The 22207-nt window shown below is 41.0% G+C and carries 22 protein-coding genes and 1 tRNA gene; 11 read left to right on the top strand and 12 right to left on the bottom strand.

The window, feature by feature from the left end; translation table 11 throughout:
• The first annotated feature begins 76 nt into the window (after positions 1–76).
• The 3 genes from R2Q66_RS04030 to R2Q66_RS04020 all read left to right on the top strand — a co-directional run bounded on the left by R2Q66_RS04030 (position 77) and on the right by R2Q66_RS04020 (position 1654).
• On the top strand, positions 77–607 hold the full coding sequence (locus R2Q66_RS04030) for an RNA polymerase sigma factor (protein ID WP_062546813.1): 531 nt from the start codon (positions 77–79) through the stop codon (positions 605–607).
• Between the two features lie 145 nt (positions 608–752).
• A complete protein-coding gene (locus tag R2Q66_RS04025; RefSeq protein ID WP_316746717.1) occupies positions 753–1424 on the top strand; it encodes a lycopene cyclase domain-containing protein in 672 nt (223 codons plus the stop codon).
• Complete coding sequence (locus R2Q66_RS04020) at positions 1424–1654, top strand: cytochrome b5 domain-containing protein (protein ID WP_316746716.1); 231 nt, start codon at positions 1424–1426, stop codon at positions 1652–1654. The genes R2Q66_RS04025 and R2Q66_RS04020 overlap by 1 nt, the downstream gene beginning before the upstream one ends.
• 108 nt (positions 1655–1762) lie before the next feature.
• Here R2Q66_RS04020 and R2Q66_RS04015 read toward each other — a convergent pair whose 3' ends face one another.
• Positions 1763–2683 (bottom strand): PfkB family carbohydrate kinase, encoded by a 921-nt coding sequence (locus R2Q66_RS04015; RefSeq protein WP_316746715.1) that lies wholly within the window; start codon positions 2681–2683, stop codon positions 1763–1765.
• A 145-nt stretch (positions 2684–2828) separates the two neighbouring features.
• Between R2Q66_RS04015 and R2Q66_RS04010 the strand changes: the two genes are divergently transcribed.
• The 3 genes from R2Q66_RS04010 to R2Q66_RS04000 all read left to right on the top strand — a co-directional run bounded on the left by R2Q66_RS04010 (position 2829) and on the right by R2Q66_RS04000 (position 4287).
• A tRNA-Asn gene (locus tag R2Q66_RS04010) sits at positions 2829–2905 on the top strand.
• Positions 2906–3068: 163 nt separating this feature from the next.
• On the top strand, positions 3069–3956 hold the full coding sequence (locus R2Q66_RS04005; protein WP_316746714.1) for a DUF3078 domain-containing protein: 888 nt from the start codon (positions 3069–3071) through the stop codon (positions 3954–3956).
• 1 nt (position 3957) lies between these two features.
• Positions 3958–4287, top strand: coding sequence for a multidrug efflux SMR transporter (locus tag R2Q66_RS04000; RefSeq protein WP_316746713.1), 330 nt, complete (start codon positions 3958–3960; stop codon positions 4285–4287).
• 79 nt (positions 4288–4366) lie between these two features.
• Here R2Q66_RS04000 and R2Q66_RS03995 read toward each other — a convergent pair whose 3' ends face one another.
• Positions 4367–5278, bottom strand: a complete 912-nt coding sequence (locus tag R2Q66_RS03995) for a LysR family transcriptional regulator (RefSeq protein WP_316746712.1) — start codon at positions 5276–5278, stop codon at positions 4367–4369.
• A gap of 216 nt (positions 5279–5494) precedes the next feature.
• Here R2Q66_RS03995 and R2Q66_RS03990 point away from each other — a divergent pair, with 216 nt between their 5' ends.
• The 3 genes from R2Q66_RS03990 to R2Q66_RS03980 all read left to right on the top strand — a co-directional run bounded on the left by R2Q66_RS03990 (position 5495) and on the right by R2Q66_RS03980 (position 7462).
• Positions 5495–6115 carry an NAD(P)H-dependent oxidoreductase gene (locus R2Q66_RS03990; protein WP_316746711.1) on the top strand — a complete coding sequence of 207 codons (621 nt, stop codon included), beginning with the start codon at positions 5495–5497 and terminating at the stop codon, positions 6113–6115.
• Between the two features lie 127 nt (positions 6116–6242).
• Positions 6243–7133, top strand: a complete 891-nt coding sequence (locus tag R2Q66_RS03985; protein ID WP_316746710.1) for a pirin family protein — start codon at positions 6243–6245, stop codon at positions 7131–7133.
• 47 nt (positions 7134–7180) lie between these two features.
• A complete protein-coding gene (locus R2Q66_RS03980) occupies positions 7181–7462 on the top strand; it encodes a GNAT family N-acetyltransferase (protein WP_316746708.1) in 282 nt (93 codons plus the stop codon).
• Between the two features lie 158 nt (positions 7463–7620).
• Here the strand turns inward: R2Q66_RS03980 and R2Q66_RS03975 are convergent, their stop codons facing one another.
• From R2Q66_RS03975 to R2Q66_RS03945, 7 genes are all read right to left on the bottom strand, one after another.
• On the bottom strand, positions 7621–8901 hold the full coding sequence (locus R2Q66_RS03975) for an acetyl-CoA hydrolase/transferase family protein (protein ID WP_316746707.1): 1281 nt from the start codon (positions 8899–8901) through the stop codon (positions 7621–7623).
• A 163-nt stretch (positions 8902–9064) separates the two neighbouring features.
• On the bottom strand, positions 9065–9958 hold the full coding sequence (locus R2Q66_RS03970; RefSeq protein ID WP_316746706.1) for a sterol desaturase family protein: 894 nt from the start codon (positions 9956–9958) through the stop codon (positions 9065–9067).
• A gap of 1 nt (position 9959) precedes the next feature.
• Positions 9960–10754 carry a DUF4249 domain-containing protein gene (locus R2Q66_RS03965; protein WP_316746705.1) on the bottom strand — a complete coding sequence of 265 codons (795 nt, stop codon included), beginning with the start codon at positions 10752–10754 and terminating at the stop codon, positions 9960–9962.
• Between the two features lie 17 nt (positions 10755–10771).
• Complete coding sequence (locus R2Q66_RS03960; protein ID WP_316746704.1) at positions 10772–13417, bottom strand: TonB-dependent receptor; 2646 nt, start codon at positions 13415–13417, stop codon at positions 10772–10774.
• A gap of 108 nt (positions 13418–13525) precedes the next feature.
• The gene (locus tag R2Q66_RS03955) at positions 13526–14506 is read right to left on the bottom strand and encodes a FecR family protein (RefSeq protein ID WP_316746703.1); all 981 of its coding nucleotides are present in this window, start codon (positions 14504–14506) and stop codon (positions 13526–13528) included.
• A gap of 35 nt (positions 14507–14541) precedes the next feature.
• Positions 14542–15150: an RNA polymerase sigma-70 factor gene (locus R2Q66_RS03950; protein ID WP_316746702.1), complete on the bottom strand. Its 609-nt coding sequence runs from the start codon at positions 15148–15150 to the stop codon at positions 14542–14544.
• Positions 15151–15215: 65 nt separating this feature from the next.
• On the bottom strand, positions 15216–16346 hold the full coding sequence (locus R2Q66_RS03945; protein WP_316746701.1) for a metallophosphoesterase family protein: 1131 nt from the start codon (positions 16344–16346) through the stop codon (positions 15216–15218).
• 389 nt (positions 16347–16735) lie between these two features.
• Between R2Q66_RS03945 and R2Q66_RS03940 the strand changes: the two genes are divergently transcribed.
• Complete coding sequence (locus R2Q66_RS03940) at positions 16736–17194, top strand: GyrI-like domain-containing protein (RefSeq protein WP_316746700.1); 459 nt, start codon at positions 16736–16738, stop codon at positions 17192–17194.
• Between the two features lie 66 nt (positions 17195–17260).
• The gene (locus R2Q66_RS03935; protein ID WP_316746699.1) at positions 17261–19303 is read left to right on the top strand and encodes a M13 family metallopeptidase; all 2043 of its coding nucleotides are present in this window, start codon (positions 17261–17263) and stop codon (positions 19301–19303) included.
• A 108-nt stretch (positions 19304–19411) separates the two neighbouring features.
• On the opposite strand, the gene R2Q66_RS03930 is transcribed toward R2Q66_RS03935, so the two are convergent.
• The 3 genes from R2Q66_RS03930 to lptB form a co-directional block, all read right to left on the bottom strand.
• On the bottom strand, positions 19412–19840 hold the full coding sequence (locus R2Q66_RS03930; RefSeq protein WP_316746698.1) for a CBS domain-containing protein: 429 nt from the start codon (positions 19838–19840) through the stop codon (positions 19412–19414).
• 73 nt (positions 19841–19913) lie between these two features.
• Entirely contained in the window at positions 19914–21428 is a 1515-nt protein-coding gene (locus R2Q66_RS03925; protein WP_316746697.1) for a GH3 auxin-responsive promoter family protein, read from the bottom strand.
• Positions 21429–21446: 18 nt separating this feature from the next.
• Positions 21447–22181 carry an LPS export ABC transporter ATP-binding protein gene (gene lptB, locus R2Q66_RS03920; RefSeq protein WP_316746696.1) on the bottom strand — a complete coding sequence of 245 codons (735 nt, stop codon included), beginning with the start codon at positions 22179–22181 and terminating at the stop codon, positions 21447–21449.
• Between the last annotated feature and the right edge of the window lie 26 nt (positions 22182–22207).

Below are 22207 nucleotides of genomic sequence, written 5' to 3'. Positions count from 1 at the left end.
AAGATTAAACAAACTAGCGAGCGCCACTCATAAATCTTTGTTTGTTTGCCTTTTTAACCTTAAAACTTAAAACATTATGACAAAAAATGAATTCAACCTCCAACTAAACGATCATTCTGTTTCGTTGCAGTCATTCGCTTTAAATTTTACCAAAGATATTGAGGATGCAAATGACTTAGTACAGGACACAATGTTGAAAGCTGTAACCTATTACAGTAAATTTAAAGAAGGTACCAATTTAAAAGGATGGTTGTTCACCATCATGAAAAACACCTTCATCAATAATTACAGACGCTTAGTGAAAACTAACGCTTTAATTACCAAATCAGACGATATTTCTTCCGCTAATCTGCACTATAGTGCATCAAAAAATACCAGCGATAGTAAGTTCATTATAGGCGATATCAATAAAGCTTTAGCCACGCTTCAACCAGAGTATTATGTGCCATTCATCAAATATTTTGAAGGATACAAATACCATGAAATTGCAGAGATTTTAGATATTCCAATTGGTACCGTAAAAACAAGAATTCATGTTGCCCGTCAGATCCTTAAAAAATATCTGAAGACTTATTCTAAAGAGATTTTAGGAGCCGAGATCATGTAATATTCCTTGTGAATGATATTTAAAACGCCTTAACGCCTACGTTAAGGCGTTTTTTTTGTGGTGAAAAAAAGAAAAGTTGTAGCTGGAAAAAAGAAAATTGGGAACTGAGGTCAAAATCATATTTTTGGGCTTAACTATTTAATAAATGAACCTTACTTATCTGTTGCTGGCTTTAGGCATCCTGCTGATTCCAATCCTGCTACTCTTTGTTAAAAAAACAAACTTCCAACAAACGATAAAATTTGCCCTTCCGGCAGCGGTTATTACCGCATTGATCTTCTCTTTTTGTGCGACACTATTTGTGATTTTTGGCGCCTGGGTATTTAATCCGGCTTATGTATCGGGAACCAAACTCTGGATCATTCCGATCGAAGAATGTGTTTTTTACCTGAGCAGCTGCCTTGCAGGAATTGCCATCTACCAAAGCTTAAATGCATTTTTTCCGGAGAACGGACTGGATAAGTTCAGCCTTTCTATGAGCAACCTGATGCTGGGTATTTGTATTGCCATGCTGTTTTTTGCACACCTGAAATGGTACAGTACGGTTACTTTTGGACTGCTGTTCGTATTGATCCTTTACATAGAATACCTCAACAAACTGCGTTTTAGCTATCGGTTTTACCGTGGTTATCTGGTTTCTCTACTGCTCTTTTTTATAGCCTATGGGGTTATTTCTAGCCTTCCAGTGATCTCTTATCAGGACACACTGGACTTAAAAATCGGTGCCATTCCTTTCGAAAGTCACTTTTATTTTATGGGAATGTTATTAATGAGCGTTTATCTTTTTGAATGGTTGAAAAGTAAATCCAAAGTCTAATGGAGCTACCTGTTTATACGAAACAACAATTGGCCCTGCGTAACGGACAGGACAAGCCGGAGATCTGGGTGGCCTACCTCGGGCTGATTTATGAGGTTACGGAAAGCCGTTTATGGCGTAATGGAAAGCATTATGAACATTGGGCCGGACAAGACCTGACGGAAGAACTCGCTGATGCACCGCATACGGAAAGCGTGTTTGAGAAGTTTAAAGTTGTAGGGAAATTATAAGGGTTTCCCCTGTGGAAAGGGGTTTGATTTCTAATTTTAGTTCATAAAAAAAACGGAGTGCTGGTCCAGCACTCCGTTTTTTGTTTTCAAATGATCTGTAATTATTGATTAAGCCTCAATGGTAAATGAGCTTAGTTTTACAAATTCCTGAATACGATCAGCAACTTCTTTGTCTGTCAGGTTAAGGATCTTTTCTGTTCCGAATTTCTCTACGCAGAAAGAAGCTAAAGCAGAACCGTAGATAATTGCATTCTTCATGTTATTGAAGTTTATCGTACCTACTTTTGCCAAATAGCCAATGAAACCACCTGCGAAAGTATCTCCCGCGCCGGTTGGATCAAATACTTCTGCCAATGGCAATGCCGGTGCAGAGAATATTTTATCTTCATGGAATAGCAATGCACCATGTTCACCTTTTTTGATGATCAGGTATTTTGGACCCATAGTCAGGATTTTCTTAGCAGCTTTCACTAAAGAGTATTCTCCTGATAGTTGACGGGCTTCTTCATCATTGATAGTCAATACGTCTACCAGTTTGATCGTTTCCAACAGGTCGTCCATCATGATGTCCATCCAGAAGTTCATCGTATCTAAAACGATTAGTTTTGGTCTGTTTTTTAGTCTTTCGATTACTGTACGTTGAATAACCGGTGTAAGGTTACCCAGCATCAGGTACTCACAATCCTGGTAATTTTCAGGAATGATCGGGTCGAAATCCGCCAATACATTTAATTCAGTGACTAAAGTGTCTCTGCTGTTCATGTCATTGTGGTATTTTCCTGACCAGAAGAAAGATTTTTCTCCTTCTTTTATTTGTAATCCTTCGGTATCAATTCCGTGTGCATTGAAGGTATCAATGTCTTCTTTTTGGAAGTCATCACCCACAACTGCGACGATTTTCACCTTATCATAGAAGTAAGATGCAGCTAAACTTGCATAAGTAGCGGCTCCTCCGACTATCTTATCTGTTTTTCCGAAGGGAGTTTCAATAGCATCAAATGCCACAGTCCCTATGATTATCAGGCTCATAGATATTTTCTTAAAATTATTTTAAAATATTTCGTTACAAATATTGCATAAATAAATTAAAACCCCTAATATTGCATTCCCAAAACGAACGAAACTTATTGTTGTTTTAAAGCTTCAAAAAGACGTTTATTTTGGTAGCCAGTACTCCTTCTTAGCTCAGCTGGTTAGAGCATCTGACTGTTAATCAGAGGGTCGCTGGTTCGAGCCCAGCAGAGGGAGCCAAAGTAGAAAGCCTTTCAGTGAAAACTGAGAGGCTTTTTTGGTTTTACAACAAATCGAAATCCGGCGCCATCCCCATGTTTCTCCATTTTAACTGAACAATTCCGCGTGTTTTTTGTCTTTTCCTAAACAGCCTTTTATTTTTTAACCCTTTAAATGCTTAGTTATGAAAAGATTACTACTACTCTTTGTCGTTTCATTTTTCAGTATGTCTGGCTATGCTCAGACCCCTGCTGCTATAGACACCGCTAAAAGGTGGACTATCCATGGAGAAAATACCTTTTTGATTAACCAGAGTTCCTTTTCGAACTGGGCAGCGGGAGGGGTCAATGCCTTTGCCGGAAATATCCTGTTCAACTACGATTTTAACTATAAGAAGGATAAACTGAGTTGGGACAATAAAGTGATTCTAGGCTATGGCCTGAGTAAACAGGATGGGGTTGGTGTTCGTAAAAATGATGACAAGGTGATTCTGAATAGTTTGGTGGGTTATAAAGCGGCTAAATATTGGATGTATACCTTTTATGCCAACTTTCAAACGCAGTTTGCAGATGGTTATAATTATTCCGGCACTGGAAGAACCTTGATTTCTACGGCTTTTGCGCCGGCATACCTAACCTTCGGACCAGGTTTTGCGTATAAACGTTCTGATAATTTCAGAATCAATATCTCTCCTGCCGCCGTGAGAATGGTTTTTGTAACCAATAAAGCGCTTTCTGATGCGGGTGCCTATGGGGTAGATCCGGGTAAGAAAAGCGATTTCCAATTTGGAGCTTCCCTGGATGCCTATTATAAAATCAACCTGATGGAGAACATTAGTTTTGAGAATATTCTGAAATTATATTCAAATTATCTGGATAAACCACAGAATATATACACAGATTATACCGCCAATATCTTCCTGAAGGTTAACAAGTTTGTTTCCGTAAATGCAGGGGCACAATTTCTCTATGATGATAAGACCAAAATTGCTAAAAATGATGGTTCCGGAGAATCTCGTCCGGTATTGCAAATAAAACAGATCTTTGGGGCCGGTTTAACTTACAAATTCTAACATGAAGTTTCTTTTTCTTTTCATCGCGATTATTGCTGAGGTAATTGCTACAAGTGCTTTGAAAGCCTCTGAGCAATTCTCTAAACCCCTTCCTTCCATTATTGTGGTTGTTGGGTATCTGGTTGCTTTTTACTTTCTCAGTTTAACCTTAAAAACCATTCCTGTGGGCATTGCTTATGCTTTATGGTCTGGAGTAGGGATTGTATTGGTTTCCGCAGCAAGTTATTTCCTGTATAAGCAGTCGCTGGATTTACCTGCATTACTGGGGATCGGATTGATCATTGCTGGTGTAATTGTGATCAATGTGTTCTCAAAAACAGCCGCGCATTAATTAAACAACGGCAATATATTTATCTTTTGAAAATAGAAGAGGGCTTATCATCAATGATGATTACCCTCTTTTTTAGATTTTATGCGGTGATCAAGCCACCCATTTCCTTCATAAAGATTTCTTCAATGATTTTGATTTCTGCGGCATAGATGGTCTTTTTCCGCGTAGAAAAGTAAAGCGTGTTTTCAATCACATCATTCCCTTCCCAGATCACTTTCATTTGACCACTTTCTATCTCTTTTCTACATAAAAAATCAGGAATGATAGCTACACCGTTTTGTCCGCTAATGCAGCGCACAATAGAGCTCAGGTTGGGCACAATGTAGTTGGGCTTGAAGTCTGGGCGCTTATTGAAGTTAAGGTGCCAGAAACGCCTTAAATGCTCCATATCCGCAGTAGTGCCATACCAGGTTTGTTGTTTAAGCCAAGCATGTACCTCCATCATGTCTCCTGTTTTAAGCAATTTTTCGAAATTACCGGTCTCCGTCTGGCTTCCGGCAACCAATACAATCTTTTCTTTTGAAAAAGGGAGGTAATTGATATTGTTAGAATCTCCTTTCTGAGGGGTGATGATTAGGTCAAGGATGCCATTGTCCAGATCGCTCAACATTTCCGGATATTCTCCGAATTTGATGATCACATTGAAGGGAAGGCTTGGTAAATAAGATTCCAGCGTAAATTGAAAAGTCTCAAAACACATCCCGATGCTGATCGTTGGGGTATCTTTTTCGGTGCTCTTATGAAAATGATGCTCGGCAGTTTCCAGTTTGGTGATGGCATCCAGGATATAGTTGTACAACACTTTTCCTCTTTCTGTAGAGACCATTTTTCGGGAAGTTCTGTCGAATAGTTTATAGCCTACATAGGCCTCCAGTGAGTTCAGGTGTAAGCTGACCCCTGGCTGTGAAATGTATAAAACTTCTGCGGCACCAGTTAGCGTACCGGTTTCATAAATCGCTTTAAATGTTCTGAACCACTCTAAATTTACCATTTGTTATTGTATTAGAATTTTTAGCCTTGTATTATAATTATGATACAAAGATATGATTTAAGTGATTTTAATTATACAAAGAAGCTCCTTAAATTTGTATCATAGAAAGCGTGAGGCTATTCATGGTTCAGATTCTAAGGAGTTTAACAAGGAAGATGAGCTGGCAGCGATCAACAAAGCGCTTAAAGATTTAATCATTAGTAAAAAGATATAAAAATGAAAGTATTTGTAATCAATGGGGGACAAGTTTTTGGTCATTCCGGTGGCCGTTTTAATGCAACAGTAACAGCAGAAACCATTCGGTTTTTTGAAGACCAACCTGGTTTTGAAGTAAAAATAACGAATGTAAATGAGGATTATGATCCGATTGAAGAGGTAGAAAAATACACCTGGGCAGATGTGGTGATTTACCATACGCCAATCTGGTGGTTCCAGGTACCTCATGGATTGAAAAAATATATTGATGTGGTGTTTACCGTTGGACATAACAGAGGGATTTATAAAAGTGACGGGCGTTCTGCGGAAAACCCAACCATTAACTATGGTACCGGCGGATTATTAACCGGTAAAAAATATATGTTAACGACTTCCTGGAATGCACCAAAAGAAGCTTTTACGCTTCCCGGAGAGTTCTTTAACGAGAGAAGTGTGGATGACGGGCCATTATTTGGATTCCACCGCATGAATGCCTTTACCGGTATGAAACCATTGCCAGGTATTCACTTCCATGATGTAGAGAAGAATGCAGATCTGGAAACGGATCTTAAAAGATACCGTGCGCATTTAGCGGAACAGTTCGCTCCGCAGCTGCAAGTCGCAGAACTACAGGAAAACTAAACAATTTATTGCTTATAAAGCCCTGTCCTGTTAAGGGATGGGGCTTTTCTTAGTTATAGGTTAAAGTTTAATTAATTCTTTAATTGCGCCTCTTTTAATGGTAACTTAGAATAAAAGAGAATTCCTTATGTCGAATATCAAACTGATCATTGAAGAAAGAGCAAGTAACATTGGCAATTTTATGGTCGGCAGACTACTGCCATTCCGCGAAAAAAGAATGGTCGGGCCATTTGCTTTTATTGACCATATGGGCCCTGTTTGCTTAAGTGACCATGAAAATCTTGACGTCCCTCCACATCCACATATCGGACTTTCTACCCTGACCTATCTTTTCGAAGGCAGTATTATGCACAAAGACAGTCTGGCAAATGAGGTAGAGATTAAACCTGGTGAAGTAAACTGGATGACCGCCGGAAAGGGAATTGTGCATTCGGAAAGAACCCCTGCTTACCTCCGTGATTCCGATAAAATGCTGCATGGCCTGCAAATCTGGGTGGCTTTGCCTAAAGAAATAGAAGACATGGCACCCGAATTTTTTCATGTGGAATCCTCCCAAATCCCTGCCTGGGAAAGTGATGGTGTTTCTTTTAAGCTGATTGCCGGTACTGCTTTTGGAAAGGAATCTCCGGTGCCTGTTTTTAGTCCGCTTTACTTTTTAGAACTTAAAACAAAGGAGCGTAAAACCGTTAAAATCGGGGAAGATCTATTTGGAGAAAGTGGCTTGTACATTTTGGAAGGTGCGATTGAAAGTGAGGGGCATACTTACGAACCTAAGCAACTTTTGGTGGCCAGGGACAGTAAATTATGTGAATTTGTGATGCAGGAAAATACGACAGTCTACATTTTTGGAGGTACACCTTTTCCGGAAGAGCGTTTCATCTACTGGAATTTTGTAGCGACTTCAAAAGATATCATTGAACAGGCAAAAACGAAATGGCTGGAACAGTCTTTTGAAAAGGTGCCTGGAGAAACCGACTTCGTGCCTTTACCTGAACAGGGAAGGAATATTAAAAATTAGGCTCCATACTTAAACCAAATCATCCTTGAACCCATAAATTTATTCTTATGAAAATTGAACATCTAAATGAAAATAAAGGTGGCTATTTTAAAGCTGTAAATGAGGACAAGACCGCAGCAATCATGAATTATGCCTGGGCTGGCCCGGGGAAAATGGTGATAGAACATACGGAAGTGAAACCTGATTATTCCGGACAAGGGTTAGGAAAAGCAATGGTTTTAGCCGCGGTAGATTATGCGAGGCAACAGAAAGTGAAAATCCTTCCTTTATGCCCATTTGCGAAAAGTATCTTTAATAAGGATGAAAGTCTGAATGATGTGCTCTTTTAAGTTAAAAACCGACGGCAATCCCTCATGTTACCGCCGGTATGGAATGAACCTAAATTTGAATCAGCATTACAAATATGTGTGCTTAAAACTTCAGATAAAATACCTAACGTTAGGTATTTTATCTGAAGGCTTCCGGTCATTTTCAACAGAGATTTTATTTAATGATTAAACCGGTCCTGGAAAGCGCGTTCCAACTCTTCCCTATGCATTGGATGTGCCAGATTGATCAGGGCTTTCGCCCGCTGTTTTAAGCTCATTCCAAAGAGGTTGACCTTCCCGTATTCTGTAACGACCCAGTGTACATGGCCCCTTGTGGTCACTACACCGGCACCTTCCTTTAAAAAGGGAACGATTCTGGAAACACCTTTAGAGGTGACCGATGGAAGGGCGATAATTGGTTTCCCACCTTCAGAAAGCGAAGCTCCATGGATAAAATCCATTTGTCCGCCAATACCCGAATATTGATAAGTACCCATAGAATCTGCACAGATCTGGCCGGTTAAATCCAGTTCAATAGCCGAATTTATCGCCGTTACTTTAGGGTTTTTCCGGATGACACTGGTATCATTTGCATAGGAAATATCCATCACGCGGATGATGGGATTGTCATTTACGAAATCATATAATTTTCGGGTACCGATCATAAAAGAAGTGATGCATTTACCGCGGTTTATCTTTTTGAGGCTATTGTTGATCACCCCGCTTTGAATCAATGGAATCACACCGTCGGAAAGCATTTCTGTATGTAAGCCCAGGTTTTTATGGCCGGTTAAGTTTTTCAATACCTGATCCGGAATCCCGCCAATACCCAATTGCAGCGTGGCCCCATCTTCTACTAAAGAAGCGATGTGGGCACCGATGGTAATGGTGGCTTCGCTGGTCTTCGCCGAATAATCCACTTCCGGTAATTCCTGTTCAAAATAAACCAATGCCTGGATCTGGCTGATGTGAATAAAGCCATCACCGTGTGTTCTTGGCATTCTTGGATTCACCTGTGCGATGATGTGTTTTGCGGTATCTACTGCCGCCCGGGCGATATCAACCGAGGTTCCTAAAGAGCAATAACCATGGGCATCAGGTTCTGATACCTGCACCAGGGCCACATCAATCGGTAAAAATCCTTCTTTGAATAATTTAGGAATCTGACTCAGGAAAATGGGAATATAATCACCATGCAGGCTATTGGCAACTGCTCTGGTATTCGCAGATACAAATAGCGAGTTCACGAAAAAACTTTCCCGGTAAGGACTTTGGTTAAAATCTATATCCCCAAGCGTGGTAATACTCGTGATTTCTACATTTTTTAGCTCGTTATATCTTTTTTGTAAGGTTTTAACCAGGTGAACCGGTGTAGCAGCGCTGCCATGAATAAATACGCGGTCGCCTGATTTAATGATTTGTACGGCTTGTTCTGCAGTACTGTAGTTGGGGATATTCATAGATTTTAATCAGCTTTAAAGAAGTTTAGCGGGTAATTCTATACCTAACAAAATGTCAGGGGTTTTGTGTGCTAAATCTCCCGACAAATTCCGAAAGCGGAGCTGATTAAAATCATTTGAATAATTGATGCTGATCAGAAAGACTCAGACCTGATAAAAAGCATTAGGCCCGATCCAGGAGCTCTTTCTGTAGTGTTTTAGAAGTTTTACTGGCCCCGTCATGGCTCCATCCAGGTGGATTAAACAGGTATTTCAGTTTGTTTTTCCAGCCAGGTGCCTTTTTTACATCGTTAGAAAGGGCAATCAGCTCATGAAAGATCACATTTACAGCGCCATGGTCTTCCGGTTGTGAGGTTAATCCATAATGAATTTCCTCTTCAGGGATTTCCTCCTGAAAAGTACCGAACCAACGGTCCCATAAAATCAGCACCATACCCATGTTTTTATCCAGATACCTAATGTTACTGGCATGGTGAACGCGGTGGTGAGAAGGGGTTACAAAAATATATTCTATCCAGGGATGTAGTTTTCCGATGGCTTGTGTATGTACCAGATTGCCGTAAATCTGAGTGATCAGGTAGGCAAAAAGGATGTCAAAAGCATTGAAACCCATAAAAGCGAGTGGCAAATAGAAAAATACGCGGTATAAAGGTTCAAATACGGTAGACCTGAAACCGGTAGTCAGGTTGAAAAACTCGGAAGAATGGTGAGTCACATGCATCGCCCAGAATAAGCGTACATAATGTCCGGTGGTATGCAACAACCAATAAAGGAGGTCTTGTGCCAGGATGAGCACGATCCAATATAACCAGACATTGGAAATTTCAAAAAGGCGGTAATAAGTATAACAGTAATCCAGCAAGAAGAAAGTTGCTGTTTTCATGGTGAGGTTCACTACAAAGGCAGCCACCATCAGGTAAACATTGGTTAAAGTATCACGTCCATGATACATTTTTTTATCATGGACGTAGCTAAAGTACATTTCTACTAAGGTGAGGATGATTACAAATCCAAATAGCGTAACAATGCTCAGATTTTTGTCTAATAACTCATTCATTTTACGGGATCACTAACGTTCTTTTTTGCGTGGTTTGCGCACTGAAAAAACCCAATGCACCACCGGTTAAATTGCTCAGTGGATTGGCTGGCGCGGCTCCATTATCAGAACCTTCCGCAGCGGATAAACTGAAGAGATAAAGGTAAACAGAAGCATCAATACTATGCATTTCGAGTGCTAATTTGTCTCCTTTTTTAAAGTTCCTTGACAAATCATCGGTTTTATTCTCAAAAATGACAGGCGTGTTTACTTCCTGACCAGGAGTGAATTGATCGTTCATCAGGCTGAAATTTCGTTGTCTTTTATCATTGACAAACAGCTCAAACCAATAAAAGTTTGCCTGGTTGGCGGGGTCTTTATATTTCACATAGGTGATGGTCCGCAGGCTGTCGAAATCTTTCGGTTTCAGGTAAAAATCATCGAAAGGAACCGGTAAGGGCATGGTGCTGGAAGCGCTGAAAGTTTGGCCTTCCACGGCAACGGTCAAATGATAAGTCTGGCCGGGAACACCGGTTAAGGTAGACAGCTTATAGACCCCCGGACTAGTTTCCGGTAGGGTATAAGTAGTCCCGTTATTTTCAATTTTAACCATACCACCCGATAAGCCACTAAAAGGACTGCTGTCTTTAAAGTTTCTGGTTTTACTGAGCAGGACGGTACAGCTGCCAGGTTCATTGGTCAGCGTGCCTTCAATCACAAATTTAACTTCATTATCGGTGTATTTTAAATCAATTACCTTTTCGCAGGAACCGAATAATACAGGGATTAATAAGAGTAAGCAGGATATATTTTTCATGGGTTAAGGTCTGTGGGTTAAAATTTGAAATCGTAAGAAATGGAAGGGACAAACCTGAATAAGCTGGTCATGACTGCCTCGGTTACGTTGGGTTCATTTTCATTTTCGCGGAAGCCGATTCTATAGGCATTGGAACGGCCGTAAGCATTGTATAAGCTAAAACTCAGCTCAGAAGAGAAGTTCTTTCTCTTTTTCAGGATATGGGTGGCGCCAAGATCCAGGCGGTGATAAGCCGGCATACGGTCTGCATTCCTTGCCGAGTAATAGAAATAACTTTCTCCAAGCAAGGTGTATTTCGCATTCGGGAAGGTAACAGCATTGCCGGTCGCAAAAACCCAGTTGGCAGAGAAGGACCATTTTTTATTCAGCTCATACATACCCACAATAGAAATGTCATGCGTCCGGTCTTGTCTGGTATTGTACCATTGGTTGTTGTTGATGCCATCTACCTGTCTTTCGGATTTGGAAAGGGTATAGGCCAGCCATCCGGTAAACTTGCCGGTTTTCTTTTTCAGCAGCCATTCTACACCGTAGGCGCGTCCTTTACCAAAAAGTAATTGCGTTTCTATCGGCTTGTTAGTGTAAATGTCGGCACCATTGCGGTAGTCGATCTGGTTTTTTAAGTCTTTATAATAGGTTTCTACGGTCAGCTCATAACGGTCTCCGGCCAGGTTTTTATAATAGCCTAAGGATACCTGATCGCTGAGTTCCGGCTTAATGATATTGGTGCTGGCCGTCCAGCGGTCTACCGGAGAAGCAGAATTGGAATTGGAAATCAAGTGTAAATTCTGCGCATTACGCACATAGGAAGCTTTTAACGCAGCCGACTCAGAAAGTTGTAGCGATGCCGCAATTCTTGGTTCGAGGTTCACATAAGTTTTCACTACTTCGCCTCTTTTATAATAGGTTTCGCCGATCACTTGTCCGGCATTATTGATATCATAGTAAGTGCCTTTCCCCAGGATACTAAAGGCGGATAAGCGCAAGCCATAGGTTAGGCTAAAGCCTTCCGATACTTTCCAGGTATTGCTGGCATAGATGGCGTTATCCAGAGAATAGCGGTTTTCCAGATCCTGAGAAACCATGCCTGAATTGCCTTCTGCCCTTACTTCTCCCGGTTTGATGGTATGGTAAATGGAGTTTAAGCCAAAGCTGAGGGTGTTTTTATCGTTGATAAACCATTGCAGGTCTTCTTTAAAGTTAAAATCTCTGATTTGAGAAAATAAGGTTAAGGAGCTTTCTTCCTCATCAGAGGTGATTTTGTAGTTGTAATTGCTGAAAATCAAGGAAGTATTGGAGAATAGTTTGTTGCTAAACAAGTGATTCCAGCGTAGGGTAGCAGTGGCATTTCCCCAGTTGATACCGGCCAGTTTATCTGCCGACAATACATCACGACCAAAATATCCGGATACATAAATACGGTCTTTCTCCCCTAGAATGTAATTGGCTTTGGCATTTACATCGTAAAAATACAGGCTGCTGTTGCGGATGGCAGAATCTTTGGAGAGTTTAAGGAAAGCATCAAGGTAAGTTCTGCGGGCAGAAATCAGGAAAGAAGATTTTTCTTTTTGTATCGGTCCTTCTACGTTTAATCTTGCCGCAATCATACCTACACCACCACTTACTCCGAATTTCTGAAGATTTCCATCATTCATTTTTACATCCATTACGGAAGAAAGTCCACCACCATATTGTGCAGGCATGCCACTTTTATAAAGCGTTACGTTTTTGATGGCGTCGGAATTAAAGGTGGAAAAGAAACCCAGCAGGTGAGAAGCGCCATATACCGGAGCTTCATCCAGTAGAATCATGTTCTGATCAGCGCTTCCTCCCCGGACAAAAAAGCCACCGGCACCTTCTCCGGATGATTTAACACCAGGGAGTAATTGTAAAGTCTTGATCACATCACGCTCGCCCAAAACCATTGGAATGTTCTTCGTTTCTTTAAGATTAACGCGTTCCATGCCCATCTGAGGGTTGTCTATACTTCTTTTAGCCGAAGTAGCCGTAATACTGACGGTTTCCAGTTCATTTGCATCTTCTTCCAAAGCGATATTCAAACGCATGGGGCCGTTCAGTTCAATAGTTTTAGTAAGACTGCGGAAGCCAATAGCCGAAATTTCTATCTGTTGTGTTCCTTTTGGAAGGCTGATCGAATAGAAGCCATATTCATTACTGAGGGTGGCAACTTTGGTTTCAAGCCAGCGTACGGTAGCTGCAATCAGTGTTTCTCCGGTTTTAGAAGAAGAGATCGTACCACTTAAACTGTACTTGTCTGCGTTTTTCGCCGGATTTGCCGCCGGATCGGCTACCAGCTTTTTTCCTTTCGTCGCGTCATATTGTATGTGAACTTCCTTATCCAGGGCCTTAAATTTAAAAGGCTGTGCGGAAAAGGCCATGGTCAGCACTTCATTCAGGGTTTTGTTTTTAGCTTCTACCGTGATTTTTACCGGACTATTGGCTACCTGCTCATTGTAAGTGAATTTAACCTGACTCAATTTACTGATTTTATCTAAGGCGGTTTTTAGGGGTTCTTCTTTCAGGCTGATGGTCAATCGCTGCTCCAATGGCGTTTGTGCATGGGTAGTCAGTTGCATCAGGAGTACAAATAGTAACATTAAGGCGATAACTGCCAGGAACCTTTTAGGTCCGTATTTTTTCATAACTTTATATTAAATATTGATTTTATATGCCCCTAAGTTCTCAAGGCTGTGGGCATTTTTAAATTGATTCAGGTACTTGTCCGGTTTTCTTTGATAGAAGCCGGACATTTATTTTGTAATTACATATTGCCCTCCATCTTTTTTCCAGGTAGTTTCCATCACCGTACTTAATTTTTCCAGGGACTGTGCCAGGGGGGTATTCATATCCAGATGACCATAAAAACGGTGGTTTTTCAATTCAGGAGCAAGATTGATCTGTACCTGATACTGCATTTCCAGATCTTCAACCACTTCCGGTAGCAGTGTTCCCTTATAGTCGAAAAGTCCCAGACGTCTGTCCAGGAAATCTTTGGCATCCGGGAAGTTGATACTGCTGATGGTTTCTTGTTTTTTATCCACAGATACGCGCTGATTGGCGGTAATGATGGCTTCTTTGGTTTTTCCGACCGCATCAAGTGTTACGGCTACCTTTCCGGTGAGCAAGGTAATATTGACATCCTCCTCGTTAGCATAGGCCGATAAGCTGAAGCTGGTCCCTAAAACCCGGGTGCTTACTTTTCCTGTCTGGATGATGAAAGGGTGGTTGGTATCATGCGCTACTTCAAAAAAAGCTTCACCATCCAGGCTCACCAAACGGGTGTTGCCTGCAAAACTGGCCGGGTAAGTCAGTTTACTATGCGGGCTCAGCCATACTTTTGTACCATCAGAAAGTTGTATTTGTTTGCGGGTATTGCTAACGCTGGCTATTTCCATAGCTGGAGTAGCCCCAAGGCCTGTTAATAAGTCGGAACGGTAAAAGTAAATACCGCAAATCAGGACTAGCATGGCCGCAATGGCCGCAACGTAGCGGAACATCGGGTAGGATGCTGAAAAAGGAAGGGTTTGCTGTTCTTCAGGAAGAAAATAAGGCAATAATCCGGTTTCCGGAGCCATAGGTGTTTGGTCCCAGGTTGCCGACAACAATTGAACGAGGTTTTCCTCTTCTTCTCCTTTATGGATGAGGATCAGGAAACGATTCAACTCTTCCGCCGTACAGCGGTTGTTTAAATACAGTTGATATAGACGGATTAATTCTTCTTTTTCTTCCATGACTACTTACCATACAACTGTAATGGCGGGTAGGACTAGTTGGAATGAAAATAATTTGAGGAAGCAAGGATAAAACAAATCACGCCACCATTTCTACGCACATATTCGCGCACAGATTTACTGGCTTCCACCATATGGTTTTTGACTGTATTTTTAGAGATATTAAGCTTTACAGCGATTTCTTCATGACTGAGTTCTTCGGAACGAACCATTTGATAAATCAGCTTTTTCTGTGCCGGGAGCTGTGCAATGGCCGCTTCATAGACTTTCCTAAGCTCTTTTTCGAGCAACTGATCTTCTGCGCGACTTGTATTCCCGGAAATATGATGAAATACCTCTTCCTGTAAAGCCTTTTCACGGGCAATCTTTTTCAGGTGGTTCAATACATGATTTAACGTGATCTTCTTGATGTATCCTGAAAAAGAGAAGTCGGTGTTGATTTGTTCCCGTTTTTGCCAGAGCCTGATGAAGACCTCTTGTACAATCTCTTCGGCCGTATCCGGGGATTTACTGAGTTGATACGCATAGTTATATACCTTATTCCGGTATTGATTGTAGATTTTTACAAAAGCAAGCTCATCTCCCTCTTTCAATTTGAGGAGTAGTTCCTTGTCTTCCAGTTGCTCCAATCTTTGTATTTCCATGAATATCCCGCCCAATGTTATAAAAAATAAACAAGAAAACAGCAGGAGGGAGCGGCAGCGGAGGCTTACCTTCCGGTTAAGTCTATCTTAAATTCATCAAATAATAGGGCTTCCTGCTCCTGATTTCCATGATTTTCGGCAGAAAGTGTATAGTACTCGCCTTTGATGGTAAATTTAAAAGGTGTTTTTTCAATGGCAATTCTCAGGAAGCCATGTCTGTTGTCGCAATAGTTTTCCAGGCTCACCTGATCGAACAATTCATTTTCGGTATGGTAGCCAGGTTCTTCCGGATCTGCTAAAGCATGAAGCTCATCAAAACCTCCCGCTCCGGCAACCACAAAAGGCAGGGTTTTTCCGTCTGGATAATGCTTGGTAAAGCGCTGGTAATTGTGCACATGGCCGCTAAAAATCAGGTCTGGTTTTACGCCTGCGGCAGCAAATGATGCTTCCAGAAATTCTACCATAGCCATGCTGGAACCATGATTCACATCTGCCGAATACGGGGCATGGTGCATACACACAATAATTGCTTTTTCTGAACGGTACTTTGCGGCGTGTTTCAGCTCTTTAATAAACCAGTCCTGTTGTTCTTTTTTGATACAACCAAACTTGGGTACATTGGTATGAAGACCGATAATTGTGGCCAGAGGGCTTTCCATCGTCCAGTATACATTAGGTTGGACCTGACTCTTTCTGGTTACTTCTGTTCCGAAATGCAGGGTTGCCGGACAAGTATTACAAAAAGCCGTATAGAAAGCTTCCAGGGGTTCATGGTGCTCTGTTGAATTTGGGTTTACGTCCGTATCGTGGTTTCCGGCAATGGCGAAAATAGGACCAGGGTAGCTTTCATAAGGTTTCAAAAACTGATCCTGATATTGATCGGGTTCCCCATAATGATAGACCAGGTCTCCTAAATGATATAAGAAACAAGGGCGTTCTTCGGGACTAGCGGCCTGCAAATATTGTTGTGCCATCTGACTGGCGATTTGTTTTTGCAAATCAGGCTGTTTAAATCCGCCGGTATCACCTACCATGTGGAATACCATGGCCTGAGGGTTTTCATTACCCGGTTTTTGCTCCAGATTTAAGCGGTAAGGGTAGCTGCCGGTGGGTAGTGGCAAGGGTTGGAAGGTATGACTGTCATCTACCTGATCTTTTTTTAAAACTGCTTTATAAAGAATCTTTGTACTGATCATCGTCCTATGTTTTTGATTTACTATGAAGTTATAAGGCTTATGTTAACTGGACATTAAGCACTAAAGATTTAACGTAAATTTAAAGGGGAGATCATATCCGGGGCCATATTTCTATGAATTGTTGACATTGAGGTGTTAAACTGAACCAGTTGATTTGGTTCTACTCATCTGATGAAACAGAGGAATAGTTGATGCAGCTAAACCGGTAGACCTCGCGGAACCCGCAGAAGTGTTGAGCCTGCTGCCGTTAAAAGTTTTATTATTTTGCAATTTGTTTAGAAAATCAAAACACTCCTGACATAAGGTTGTCACCAGCTCCTTTAAATTTGCCCTATCAATCATTAGAAAATTATACCTGAACAAATTGCAAAACAATTAATCTTAAACACATGGAAAACATAACGCTAACACCCTTTTTTGTAGTCGGACTTGCAGTAAGCACCAGTAATGATCCGGGCAAAGCCGCAATTGATATCCCTGCCTTATGGGCGAGGTTCATTTCTGAAAATATTGCCTCAAAACTCGACAATAAACTAGGCGATGAGGTCTACAGTATATACACAGATTATGAAGGCGATTTTACCCAGCCTTATACCACGGTTATCGGCTATGCAGTTCAAAATCTGGATCAGATTCCTGAAGGAATGCGCGGGGTAACCATCGCAGGCGGAGCCTATCAAAAGCATGCCCTAAAAGGAAATCTGAACGAAGGATTGGTTTACAACGCCTGGATAGATATATGGAAATCAGGAGTATCCCGTGCTTATACTACTGATTTCGAAGTTTATGGCGAGAAATCACAAAATCGCGAAGCTGCGGAAGTCGATATTTTCATCGCAGTCCGCTAATTTCAACAGGCTCACCTGGATTCCATATCTTTTGTTAAATTTGATACATACCTATATTAATTTTTTATGATAAATATCAAAAAATCGATTGGAATTCAGGTGGTTGCAGGCTCTATGTTGTTGCTTTCTGCCTGTAGCAATTCTGAGAAAAACACCGAATTACACTCCGGAATTATCCTTAAAAACATGGATACGACGGTTGCTCCGGGAAATAATTTCATGGAGTACGTAAATGGAACCTGGATTAAAAACACTAAGATTCCTGCTGATAAATCTTCTTATGGTGCAGGTGCTATTGTGAACGATAAAGCGCAGGAAGATGTCAAAGAAATTATCGAAAATGCAGCAAAAGAGAAGTCTCCGGAAGGATCTGATCAGCAGAAAATCGGTGATTTTTATGATGCTTATATGAACATGAAAGTTCGTGATTCTATCGGGCTGGCGCCAATGCAAGCCGAATTCAAAAAGATTGACGGCATTGCTTCCAATAAAGACCTTGCTGGTTATTTTGCTTACGCGAATAAAATCGGAAACTATATTCCTTTTAGTGTAGGTGTTATTGAAGATTTTAAAGACCCTAAAAAATATATGTTGTTCACCTGGCAAGGTGGTTTAGGTTTACCGGAAAGAGAGTATTACTTACTTCAGGATGCTAAATCTAAAGAGATCCGTGCCAAATATCTAGTACACATTGAGAAAATGCTAACCCTTGCAGGTGTTGCAGATGCGAAAGCAAAAGCGGCTCAGATCATGGCGTTGGAAAGTTCAATCGCGGCTAAACACATGAAAAAGGAGGAAACCAGAAACATGGCTGGCCTGTATAATAAATACGCCATCAAGGATCTGAGCAAACTGACTCCTGATTTCGACTGGACTACTTTATTAGCAGAAGCAGGGGTTAAAAACCAGGATAGTATCGTGATCACGCAAGTGGCCTATACGAAAGACCTGAATGCAATTTTCAAAAACACACCTATAGATACCTGGAAAACGTATTTAAAATGGAGTGCCTTAACCGGAGCAGGGTCTGCATTGACTACGGCTATTGATGAAGAAAACTTTGATTTCTATGCAAAAACACTTTATGGTGTAAAAGAGCAGAAACCAAGATGGCGCAGAGCGGTAGATGTGGTAAACGGTAGTCTTGGCGAAATGGTTGGAAAACTATACGTGGAGAAACATTTCCCACCTGCTGCAAAAGAGCGTATGATGAAACTGGTAGAAAACCTGTTGAAATCTTATGAAGTAAGTATTAAAGAGCTGGACTGGATGAGTCCGGAGACTAAAAAACAAGCTTTAGTGAAAATCAGCAAATTCACGCCAAAAATCGGATATCCTGATAAATGGAGAGATTATTCTGCGTTAAAAGTAGTTAAAAAAGACCTTTACGGAAATGAGAAACGTTCTTCTGAATTTGAATACAACCGCAACCTGAATAAATTGGGTAAACCGGTAGATCGTTCAGAATGGGGTATGAATCCACAAACTGTAAATGCTTATTACAACCCGACCTTGAACGAAATTGTGTTCCCTGCGGCTATTTTACAACCTCCTTTCTTTGATTTAAATGCAGAAGATGCTGTAAATTACGGTGGTATTGGTGCGGTAATCGGTCATGAAGTAGGACATGGTTTTGATGATCAGGGTAGTACTTTCGACGGTGACGGTGTAATGCGTAACTGGTGGACTGCAAAAGACAATGAAGAGTTCAAAAAAAGAACTCAGGCTTTGATCGCACAATACAGTGCTTTTAAAGTATTCCCGGATCTAAAAGTAAACGGTGAATTTACCTTAGGGGAGAACATCGGAGACCTTGGTGGTTTAAGTATCGCTTTAAAAGCATATAAAGCTAGTTTAGGTGGTAAAGAATCTCCAGTAATGGATGGTTTTACCGGTGAGCAAAGGGTATTCCTTGGATGGGGACAAGTTTGGTTGAACAAATCAAATGATGAGTCGCTGAGAAATCAGGTGAGTACTGATCCGCATTCTCCGGCACAGTTTAGAGTAAATGGCGTGGTAAGAAATATCCCTGAATGGTATAATGCCTTTAAGGTTACTGCAAAAGATTCTTTATATCTGGCACCAGAGAAACGTGTTAAAATCTGGTAAGCTACACTAGCAATAAGTCAAAAAGAAGGCGGTCCTGTTTACACGGAACCGCCTTCTTTGTTATATCATATAGGTTGTATTAAGCTACTGATGGAAAACCCTGGCTATTTAACTGCTGATGTAATTCTCCAGCTGTGAGATCGTTTGTTTTTGATCCTCGATGATAAACTTCACCACATCACCAATAGAGACCATGCCAATCAACTCCTGGTTCTCAATTACCGGTAAATGGCGGATGTGCTTATCCGTCATGGTTTGCATACAATGATCCAGACTATCTGCTAAATATACCGTAATCGGATCGGCAGTCATCACCTCACTTATCGGGGTATCAATAGAGGTTTTCCCCTGAAGAATAATCTTTCGGGCATAATCTCTTTCTGTAAAAATTCCTGATAATTTGCGCCCCTCCATAATGAGCAGCGCGCTGATGTTTTTTTCCATCATGACCTGCAGTCCTTCTAACACCGATACATCGGCGGAAACAGAGAAAATTTTAGATGATTTAGTGCTGAGTAATTGTTTTACGGTTTTCATAACACATTAATAATTAGCTAATTAAATTTAACGAAATAAAAGCTAATTTCCAATAAGTCCAACCCAAAAAATTTTATTTAACCATCATGGGTAAAATTTCTTCTACATAAGTACGCTCATTTGCCAATCGGGGAACTTTATGCTGTCCACCTAATTTCCCTTTAGACTTTAACCAATTGTAAAAGGTATTGTATGGCGCATTGTGAACCTTCGGTCTGCGTAAGGCCATATCTTTAAAACGCTTCGCATCATAGTCTGAATTCACTTCCCGCAAGGTATTATCCAAAATATCGATAAACTTTTCAAAATCATTGGGCTGCTGATCAAATTCTATGATCCATTCATGCCCTCCAACCTCTTCTCCTTTGAAATAAATCGGGCAGGCGGTATAATCCTTAAAGACGGCGCCGGTTTCGGTACAGGCTTTACAAATGGCTTGTTCTGCATTGTCGATAATCACCTCTTCGCCAAAAGCATTGATGAAATGTTTGGTCCGACCGGTAATTTTAATGCGGTAAGGGGATAAGCTGGTAAATTGTACGGTATCACCGATCATGTAGCGCCAAAGGCCGCCATTGGTAGAAATGATGATGGCGTAATTTTTATTGAGCTGCACCTGATCCAGGGATAAGGTATCCGGATTTTCGGAATCAAGTAGTTCAATTGGTAGAAACTCATAGTAGATGCCATAATCCAGCATCAAAAGGAGTTCATCAGAATCTACTTCATCCTGAATACCAAAAAAGCCTTCCGAAGCATTATAGGTTTCCAGATAATACATCTGGTTACAAGGGATCAATTCTTTGAACTGCTCGCGGTAAGGTTTAAAGTTAACGGCACCATGGATATAAAGTTCCAGGTTAGGCCATACTTCCAGCAGGTTTTTCTTGCCGGTAATTTCGAGTACTTTTTTCGCCAGAACAAGCGTCCAGGTAGGTACACCGGCAATATTGGTTACATTTTCTTTGATGGTAGCCTCGGCCATCTTTTCCATTTTCTCCTCATAGTTGTCCATCAGGGCAATGGAAATGTTGGGTGTCCGGTAATATTCGGCCCACATCGGCAGGTTTTTAATCAGTACGGCAGATAGATCGCCATAAAAAGAATCTTCATTAAGCTGGTTAATCTGGTGACTACCACCTAAGACCAATCCTTTTCCGGTTAAAATCTGGTTGTCCGGACGGTTATTGCAAAAGATAGATAATAAGTCTTTTCCACCTTTAAAATGGCATTCCTGTAAAGATTCTTCAGATACCGGGATAAATTTACTTCGGTCGCTGGTGGTGCCGGAAGATTTGGCAAACCACTTAATTTCTGTCGGCCACAGGATATTTTGCTCGCCTTTGAGCATCCTTTCTATATATGGTTTTAGGGTGTCGTAATTTTGTATCGGCACCCTTTGTTTGAACTGTCTGGGGGATAAAATAGAGCGGTATTCATATTTGGTTCCCCATTCTGTATCAGCAGCACTGGAAATCAGTTTCTGAAACCATTCCTCCTGTACATCATGTGGATATTTCATGAAAAGCTCAATCTGATGGACGCGCTTTTTCATATACCAGGTAAAAATCGAATTTACTATAGCCATGTGTGGGGGTAATAAGGGTTATAATTTTTTAGTACGGAGCACGAAGTTTGAGCCCAGATATACACGTCTTACCATTTCATTGGCAGCCAGTACCTCTGGTGTTCCGGATTCTAATATTTTACCTTCAAATAGTAAATAGGCCCTGTCGGTGATGGAAAGGGTTTCCTGCACGTTATGGTCGGTAATTAAGATACCTATATTTTTTTGCTTTAGTTTATGAACGATACCCTGAATCTCCTCAACAGCAATGGGATCGACCCCTGCAAAAGGCTCATCGAGTAAGATAAAGTTCGGACTAGCGGCAAGGGCTCTTGCGATTTCCGTTCTACGACGTTCTCCACCGGAAAGTAAGTCGCCACGGTTTTTACGCACTTTATGTAAACTGAACTCATTGATCAGCTCATCCAGCTTTTCATGACGTTCCTCTTTGCCCATTTTAGTCATTTCGAGGATGGCCATAATGTTATCTTCCACAGATAATTTCCGGAATACAGAAGCTTCCTGCGCCAGATAACCAATTCCTTTCTGCGCCCTTCTGTACATGGCATCAGAAGTAATGTCTTCGTCATCTAAAAAAATAGTGCCTTCATTAGGTTTGATCAAACCCACAATCATATAGAATGACGTTGTTTTTCCCGCTCCGTTAGGCCCAAGTAAACCCACAATTTCTCCCTGGCTCACAGAAAATGAAACGTCATTTACAACGGTTCTCTGTTTGTACTTTTTGATTAGATTCTCAGCTCTTAATATCATTTATATCTTAATCTCAATGTTGTGTA

Source organism: Pedobacter gandavensis (assembly GCF_032677645.1).
GTDB lineage: Bacteria > Bacteroidota > Bacteroidia > Sphingobacteriales > Sphingobacteriaceae > Pedobacter > Pedobacter gandavensis_A.
Note: the sequence above shows the minus strand (reverse complement) of the source record. Positions and strands in the feature narration are given on the sequence as shown.